Here is a 7,899-nt window from a genome sequence, read left to right on the forward strand (position 1 = left end):
CGCCTCATCGGGTGCCTGACACCGGATGGGCGGGTCAGGCGACGATGCTCGTCACGGCCGCGAAGTGCAGTCCGGCGGCGACGATCACGAACACGTGCCAGACCTCGTGGTAGCCGAACGTCATCGGCCACGGGTCGGGGCGACGCAGGAACAACACCGGGATGCCGAGGCTGTAGACCAGGCCGCCGGCGATCACGAACGCGAGCTGTGCTCCGGTGAGCTCGTCGAACAGCACCGGGAGAGTGATCACCGCGATCCATCCCATGATCGGATACAACGCCGATGCGAACCACTGCGACCGTTCGAAGACCAGTGTCTTGAGCACGATCCCCGTCACGGCGAGCGTGACGATCGCCACCAGGATCGGAATGCCCCAGCGCGGCGGCATGACGATCATGGTGATCGGCACGTAGGTCCCGGCGATCAGCAGGAAGATCGTCGAGTGGTCGGCGCGCTGCATCCAGCGGCGGGACACATCGGATCGTGCGAGGCGGTGATACGCCGCCGACGTGCCGAACATCATCGCCAGCGACGCCGCGTAGATCGCCGCCGAGGTGCGTGCAGCTGCCGTGTCGGCAAGGACGATGAGGACGAGACCGGCCGGGATCGTGAGCGCGAACGCGCAGGCATGGAGCCATCCCCGCCACGACGGGCGCTCGACCGAATCCGCACTACAGACCACGACGTGCACGGTAGCTGCGCCTACCGCTCGGCAGGCCGCGGTTTGCGGGTTTCACCGGGCTTTCATCGTCCGGCCACACCCGAGGTCGTCTCCCGCTCGGCACTTCGAGTCCGCCGGTTGCAGACCCGTGCGTATGCTCGCCTCATGGCCGATGACGCTGACGAAATCCCCTTCACCGAGATGTTCCCCCTCGGTCCCGACCCCACCGAGTACCGCCTGGTGTCGACCGAAGGAGTGTCGACGTTCGACACGCCGCACGGACAGTTCCTGCACGTCGAACCCGAGGCGATCCGGCGACTGACCGCAACCGCGATGCACGACATCGCGCACTACCTCCGGTCGAGCCATCTCCAGCAGTTGCGCAACATCCTCGATGATCCCGAGGCGTCCGACAACGACCGGTTCGTCGCGCTCGACCTCCTGAAGAACGCGTCGATCGCGGCAGGCGGAGTCCTGCCGATGTGCCAGGACACCGGCACCGCGATCGTCAAGGCGAAGAAGGGCGAATACGTGTTCACCGGTGGAGGCGACGAGGAGCAGATCGCCCGCGGCATCGCCGACACCTACCTCACCTCGAACCTGCGCTACAGCCAGATGGCGCCGCTCGACATGTACACCGAGAAGAACACCGGCACGAACCTGCCGGCCGAGATCAAGATCAACGCGATCGACGGCGACGCCTACAAGTTCCTGTTCATGGCCAAGGGCGGCGGATCGGCGAACAAGAGCTTCCTGTTCCAGGAGACGAAAGCCCTGCTCAACGAGGCCACCCTGCTGCCGTGGATCTTCGACAAGATCCAGTCCATCGGCACCTCGGCGTGCCCGCCGTACCACCTTGCGTTGGTCATCGGCGGCACGTCGGCCGAACTCGCGGTCGAGACCGCCAAGCTCGCGAGCACCCGCTACCTCGATGAACTCCCGACGTCGGGATCGGAGTCCGGTCACGCCTTCCGCGATCTCGAACTCGAGGCGAAGGTGCTCGAACTCGCACAGAGCACGGGGGTCGGAGCCCAGTTCGGTGGCAAGTACTTCTGCCACGACGTCCGGATCATCCGCCTCCCGCGCCATGGTGCGTCGTGCCCGGTCGGGATGGCCGTGTCCTGTTCGGCCGATCGTCAGGCGATGGGCAAGATCACGGCCGATGGTCTGTTCCTCGAACAACTCGAGACCGACCCGGCTCGCTTCCTGCCCGCTGTGGACGCCGCGGATCTGCTCGGGAGCGAACCGGTCCACATCGACTTGAACCGACCGATGGACGAGATCCGCGCGACCCTCACCGAACTGCCCGTGACGACCCAGGTGATGCTGAGCGGCCCGATGATCGTCGCCCGTGACATCGCCCACGCGAAGATCAAGGAGCGCCTCGACGCTGGCGAGGAGATGCCGCAGTACTGGAAGGATCACGCCGTGTACTACGCGGGTCCGGCCAAGACTCCCGATGGCTACGCGTCCGGCTCGTTCGGACCCACGACCGCCGGGCGAATGGACTCCTACGTCCCCGAGTTCCAAGCGGCCGGCGGGTCGATGGTGATGCTCGCCAAGGGGAACCGGTCGAAACAGGTCACCGAGTCGTGCGACGCGAACGGGGGGTTCTATCTCGGCTCGATCGGCGGTCCGGCGGCGCGGCTCGCGCTCGACAACATCAAGCAGGTCGACGTGCTGGAGTACCCGGAACTCGGGATGGAAGCGATCTGGAAGATCGAGGTCGAGAACTTCCCGGCGTTCGTCGTCGTCGACGACAAGGGCAACGACTTCTACGCCAAGGTCCGCTCCGAAGCCACGATGCCCGTCTCCATCAGCTGACGCGCACCCCGCTCCGAGCTGCGTCTCGGGTTTCAGCAGGAATCGGCGGCGGCGGCGAGGGCTTCTTCGGCGGCGTCAGAGGTGACGTCGAGGATGACGTGACTGATCACCTGGTCGGACTCCAGGTTGACCTGCCCCGCGAGACAGGCCGCCTCGGCCTCACCGAACTCGGTCAGGAATCGGCCGCCGAGCAGTGCCTCCGACTCGATGTCGCCCTGGCCGAACAACTCGTCGCCGAGCCTCTCGTCGTCCTCGATGCCGAACAGGAACGAACAACTGGTCCCCCCCGTCGGGAGTTGGTTGCCCAGGAACTGCGCGTCGACGGCGTCGTCGATGCACGGCGTCCAGCCGGGGAACGCCGTGTGCCCGACGCCTTCCCAGATGATGTACGTCGCGTCGTCCAGCGCGGCCGCGAACTCCGGTGCGTGGTACCCCGGCGTCAGCGGGTCGAACTCGGTGCCGATCACCAGGATCTCGCGTTCCACGTCGACCGGACTCACCGACGCCACTCGGCGCGCGTTGTCGGGCATGGCATCACAGAACGTCTGCGGATCGAGCAGCGGCGCGAAGTCGGCGCAGTAGATCATGAAGTTCGCCTCGGCGAAGTCACTCTCCCCTTCACTCTCTCCGTCGTCGCCGGGCTCGATGGACCCGGGAGGCCCTGCCGCGAGCGAGGCGAGCGCCGACGCATCCCCTTGGTCGGCGTCGGAGAGGGCGGTCGCCACCAACTCCCAGTCGCCGGCATAGGTCAGCGCAGCGTCGAGCACCTCGGTGAAGCGACCGGGTGACAACGTCTCGGGCTCCCCCGCGAAGTTCGGTGTCGGGAGGAACTGGATCCGAGTTTCCAGGTCGTCGATCACGGTGCCGGCATCGAGGCTGAACAAGCACCGCTCGGTGGCATTGCACAACTCCTCGAAACGCAGCTGAGCGGCGGGGAATCCGTCGTCGGCGAGTGAGGGGAACCCATCATCGGACGGGCCGTCGGCGGCACCGATCTTCGGATCGGTGGCACCGTCGAGGACGAACGAGCCGACTCGATCCGGGTACTCCGCCGCGTACGACGATCCGAGCACGGTTCCGTAGCTGTACCCCAGGTAGTTGAGCCGTTCCTCACCGAGCGCCGAGCGGATCTCCTCCATGTCGGCCACCGAGTACGGGGCGGCGAGAAACGCACTCAACGGTCCGGTGAGGTCGACGCAGCGGGCGATGAAGTCACCGTCGCCGGGTGGAACGGCGTCGTCGCAGTCGATCGCGGGCGATGATTCGCCGACTCCGCGAGGGTCCCACGACACGAGGTCGAACCCGCGCAGCAGATCGATCGACAGTTCGTTCCGCAGACCCCACACGGTCTCGAGCCCGCCACCGCCGGGTCCGCCGGGATTGACGAGGATCGCACCACGCCGGTCGCCCGTCGCGGGATGACGAGTCAAGGCGAGGTCGACGTGCGCGGCATCGTCGGGAACTTCCCCCTGAGCGAACGGATCCATCGGGACGGCGAGCGTCGCGCACTCCCACCCGGACGTGCCGACGACGTCGGGATCCGGGATTCCGAACTCCGCACAGCCGCTCCACGCGATCGACGATTCGGGTGGCTCGACCACCACGTCGTCCTGAGTCGGCTCCGCGTCGTCGGACGCGGGTGTCGGCGACCGTTCGCCGCCGACATCGGGGAGCCCCGGTCCGGTGTCGGCCGTCAGTTCTCCCGCGCTGCGATCGGAGCGCTCGACCGCGACCGGAGGCGAGGCCGAGCAGGCTGCGGCGACCACGACGAAACACGCTGCGACCGCACTTCCGATGAGGATCCGCCGACGGCGAGTCGACCCGTTCCGCATCAGTCGGCCGGAATCGCGGACTCGCGTCCGACTTCTCCGGCAAGTTGGCCGAGGCGGCGCTCACCGTCCGGTGTCTGCCCGCCCACCGCGAGAAATCGGGCCATGGCGTCACGCGTTTCACGATCGCCGAGGGTGGCATTGAACGCGGCACCCTCGGCGAGCAATGCACCGGTGATCTCGCCGTCCGATCGGAGCACGCTGGCCTTTGCCGCGGCGACCGCATGCGCGGGGAACGACACGATCCTCGCGACCAACCGGTCGACGAAACCCTCGATCGCGTCGGGAGGAAGCACTCGGTTCACCCATCCCCACGACTCGGCCGTGAGCGCGTCGACGTCGTCGCAACCGAGAATCACCTCGAGCGCGCGGCCCCGACCGATCAACCGCGGCAACCGCACCGTCCCGCTCCCGCCGGGAATGATGCCGAGCGCGACCTCGGGCTGGTTGAACACGGCATCGGGCGTCGCGAAACGCATGTCGCAGCTGGCCGCGACCTCGCTTCCGCCACCACCGACGCGGCCCTCGATCTGCGCGATCGTCGGCTTGCCCATCGTGCGCAGTTGCTCGCACATGAGGTGGAACCCGTTCAACTCGGTCGGGGGCGCTTCTTCGGTGGGGAAGCCGAGGATCGCTTCGACGTCGAAGTGGGCGATGAACCACTCGGAACTCGCCGAACGAAGGACGACCGCACGAACGTCGTCGTCAGTGGCCAGACGATCGACGACCTCCGCGAGCTCGAGGAACACGCCCACGGTCATCAGGTTGATCGGCGGGTGGTCGATCGTGACGACCGCGACACCGGTTCCGTCGACGCCCACCGAGATCGCGCTCACAACAGTTGCTTGATCGCCGCGCGTGTGGCTTCGGCCTCGTCGGGGTTTCCGGGGAACTCGACCGCGGCGTAGTCGGTGACGCCGATCTCGGCGAGGCGGCCGACTCGGTCGACGACCTCGTCGGCCGTTCCGGTGATGGCGATGTCCTCCGGCCCGGCCGCGCCTTCACGGTCGAGCATCGCCCGGTAGCTGGGCAGGCTGCCGTAGATCTCGAACACCTTGGCTGCGCGTCCCTTCACCGCTTCGGAATCGTCCGTGACGCAGACGGGGAGCGCGGCGATGACGCGCGGGTCAGGTCGGCCGGCGGCATCGGCTGCGGCGTTGATCGTGGGAATGGTGTGCTCGGCAAGGGTGATCGGGCCGGTGCACCAGGTGAGCGTGCCGTCGGCGAGTTCGGCTGCAGCACGCAACATCTGGGGGCCGAGCGCGGCGATCACGGTGGAGAACGGCTTCGCGCCGTTGGCTGCGATCGAGGCGTGCGTCGAGTACGCCTCGCCGGAGTAGCTGACGGGTTCGTTCCGGCTGAGCGGTCCGAGCACGTTCATGTAGTCGCGGATGTGGCGGATCGGCTTGTCGAAGCTCATCCCCATCATGTTCTCGATGACGACCTTGTGGCTGAGGCCGATCCCCAGCGTGAGGCGACCGTCGGCCACCGCGTTCACGGTCAGGCACTGCTGCGCGAGCGCCATCGGATGCCGCGGGTAGGTCGGCACGACCGACGTTCCGAGTTCGATCCGAGGCACCTCGCGGGCGACGACGGCGAGCGCGGTCAGGGCATCATGGCCGAAGATCTGGGGCGCCCAGTAGGTCGCGAACCCGTCGGCTTCGGCCTGAGCCGCCTCGGCGACGACGTCGTCGACCGTTCCGTCGTTGATCGTTCCGCCGAAGTATCCGATGCGCATGCCCCGACCGTACCCCCACGACCCCTCCCCCTTCCCGTTTGTGTTGCACTTTTGGCTGCTCGGGCAGCCAGAAGTGCAACGCAAACGGGTCACCGGCGGGTGGGCGGCGGGAATTGGCGCGGTCAGGCCATGGAGACGAGGTCGAGCCAGTCCTCGCTGAAGTAGTCGACGTCGCCGTCGGGCATCAGCAGCACCTTCGTGGGTGCGAGTTTCTGCACGAACTCGGTGTCGTGGCTGACGAAGATGATCGCCCCGGGCCAGTCGATGAGCGCGTTCGCGACCGCATCGCGCGACGGCGGGTCGAGGTTGTTGGTCGGCTCGTCGAGCAGCAACACGTTGTTCTTGCCGGTCATCAGCATCGCCAGCGCGAGCTTCGTCTTCTCTCCGCCCGACAACGTTCCCGACTCCTGGAACACCTTGTCGCCCGAGATCCCGAACATTCCCAGCAACCCGCGGACGTGGGTGTCGGTCATCTCGACGCCCGGCGGGATCGAGTTGCGCAGGTTCGTCAACAGGTCGTCGTCGGCCCGGAGGTTGTCGTGCTCCTGCGCGTAGTAGCCGGCCTGGACCTGGTAGCCGAACTCGAAGTCACCGAGGTCGGCGCCGGTCTCACCCGCGATGATCCGCAGCAGACTGGTCTTGCCCGCACCGTTGAGCCCGAGGACGAGCAGTCGCTCGCCGCGACCGAGGTCGAAGCCGATGTCCTCGAACACGGTCACCCCGGCGTAGCCCTTGCAGATCCCCTCGGCCGTGATGACGGTCTCGCCGCACGCAGGCGGAGGCGGGAAGCGGACGTTGAAGGTCTTCGTCGTCTTCGGCGCGTGCGTCCGGGTCGTCTCGAGGCGCGCGATCTTCTTCTCCATCGAGTGCGCCATCGCCGCCTTGGTCGCCTTGGCGCCGAACCGGTCGACCACACCCTGCATGCGCGCGATCTCCTTCGACTCCTGTGCCGCCTTCTTCGTCTGGCGGGCCTCGTCCTCGGCACGCGACCGCTGATACTGCGAGTAGGTGCCGCGATACTCGATCAGGTCACCGACCTGGTCCTCGGCGGTGCGGTCGAGGTGGAGCACCCGGGTGATCGCCTCGTCGAGGAGGTCGAGGTCGTGGCTGATCACGAGCAACGCGCCCTTGTAGTCACGCATGTACTGGAGCAGCCAGGTCTTCGCGTCGATGTCGAGGTGGTTCGTCGGCTCGTCGAGGCAGAGCACGTCGGTGCCGGCGAACAGGATGCGAGCCAACTCGACCCGGCGCCGCTCGCCACCGGACAGCACGCTGAGCGGAAGTTCCAGCCGATCGTCGGGCAAGCCGAGACCGACCGCCATCGAACGCGCCTCGCTGTCGGCCGCATAGCCGCCGTTGGTGCGGAACATCTCCTCGACCTTGACGTAGCGGCCGACGTTGCGTTCGTCGGGGTTCTCCTCCATCGCGATGCGGAGTTTCTCCATCCGCACGATCTCTTCGTCGATGCCCTTGCCCGAGAGGATGTGCGTGACGCTGGTGCGGCCCTCGAGGTCGGCGTCGATCTTGGGGTCCTGCGGGAGATAGCCGAAGCCGCCCTTGCGCAGGACGTTTCCGCTCGCGGGTGCATCGGCGCCGCCGAGCACCTTGAACAGGCTGGTCTTGCCCGCGCCGTTGCGACCGACGATGCCGACCTTGTCGCGGGCCATGACGGTGAAGCTGGCGCGGTCGACCAGCAACCGCCCTCCGACTTCGACCGAGATGGCCTGTGCCTGCAACATGTCGCACAGGCTACGAAGCCACGCTCACGATCGAGCGTGACGATGGCGACTCAGCCGCCGTCGGGCGGTGGCACCGGCGGCGACGTCTGCGGAGGCGACGTCTGCGGC

Annotated in this window: 6 protein-coding genes; 1 reads left to right on the forward strand and 5 read right to left on the reverse strand. The window is 67.1% G+C overall.

The window, feature by feature from the left end:
• Positions 1-34 precede the first annotated feature (34 nt).
• On the reverse strand, positions 35-682 hold the full coding sequence (trhA, locus tag ON45_RS18450) for a PAQR family membrane homeostasis protein TrhA (protein WP_040495906.1): 648 nt from the start codon (positions 680-682) through the stop codon (positions 35-37).
• Positions 683-826: 144 nt separating this feature from the next.
• On the opposite strand from trhA, the gene ON45_RS18455 reads away from it, so the two are divergent.
• A complete protein-coding gene (locus tag ON45_RS18455) occupies positions 827-2,485 on the forward strand; it encodes a fumarate hydratase (protein ID WP_040495898.1) in 1,659 nt (552 codons plus the stop codon).
• Between the two features lie 32 nt (positions 2,486-2,517).
• On the opposite strand, the gene ON45_RS18460 is transcribed toward ON45_RS18455, so the two are convergent.
• The 4 genes from ON45_RS18460 to ON45_RS18475 form a co-directional block, all read right to left on the reverse strand.
• The gene (locus ON45_RS18460; protein ID WP_158412514.1) at positions 2,518-4,251 is read right to left on the reverse strand and encodes an alpha/beta fold hydrolase; all 1,734 of its coding nucleotides are present in this window, start codon (positions 4,249-4,251) and stop codon (positions 2,518-2,520) included.
• Positions 4,252-4,316: 65 nt separating this feature from the next.
• On the reverse strand, positions 4,317-5,150 hold the full coding sequence (locus tag ON45_RS18465; protein WP_040495902.1) for an enoyl-CoA hydratase/isomerase family protein: 834 nt from the start codon (positions 5,148-5,150) through the stop codon (positions 4,317-4,319).
• Positions 5,147-6,052 carry a TIGR03564 family F420-dependent LLM class oxidoreductase gene (locus tag ON45_RS18470; protein ID WP_040495904.1) on the reverse strand — a complete coding sequence of 302 codons (906 nt, stop codon included), beginning with the start codon at positions 6,050-6,052 and terminating at the stop codon, positions 5,147-5,149. Before ON45_RS18470 ends, ON45_RS18465 begins: the two co-directional genes overlap by 4 nt.
• A gap of 122 nt (positions 6,053-6,174) precedes the next feature.
• A complete protein-coding gene (locus ON45_RS18475; RefSeq protein ID WP_040495905.1) occupies positions 6,175-7,791 on the reverse strand; it encodes an ABC-F family ATP-binding cassette domain-containing protein in 1,617 nt (538 codons plus the stop codon).
• Positions 7,792-7,899: the final 108 nt, after the last annotated feature.

It is taken from the genome of Ilumatobacter nonamiensis YM16-303, assembly GCF_000350145.1.
Lineage (GTDB): Bacteria > Actinomycetota > Acidimicrobiia > Acidimicrobiales > Ilumatobacteraceae > Ilumatobacter_A > Ilumatobacter_A nonamiensis.

Coding starts and splice junctions, on each gene's coding strand:
- ON45_RS18455 (WP_040495898.1), top strand. CDS start 827: ATGGCCGATGACGCTGACGAAATCCCCTTCACCGAGATGTTCCCCCTC.
- ON45_RS18470 (WP_040495904.1), bottom strand. CDS start 6,052: ATGCGCATCGGATACTTCGGCGGAACGATCAACGACGGAACGGTCGAC.
- ON45_RS18475 (WP_040495905.1), bottom strand. CDS start 7,791: ATGTTGCAGGCACAGGCCATCTCGGTCGAAGTCGGAGGGCGGTTGCTG.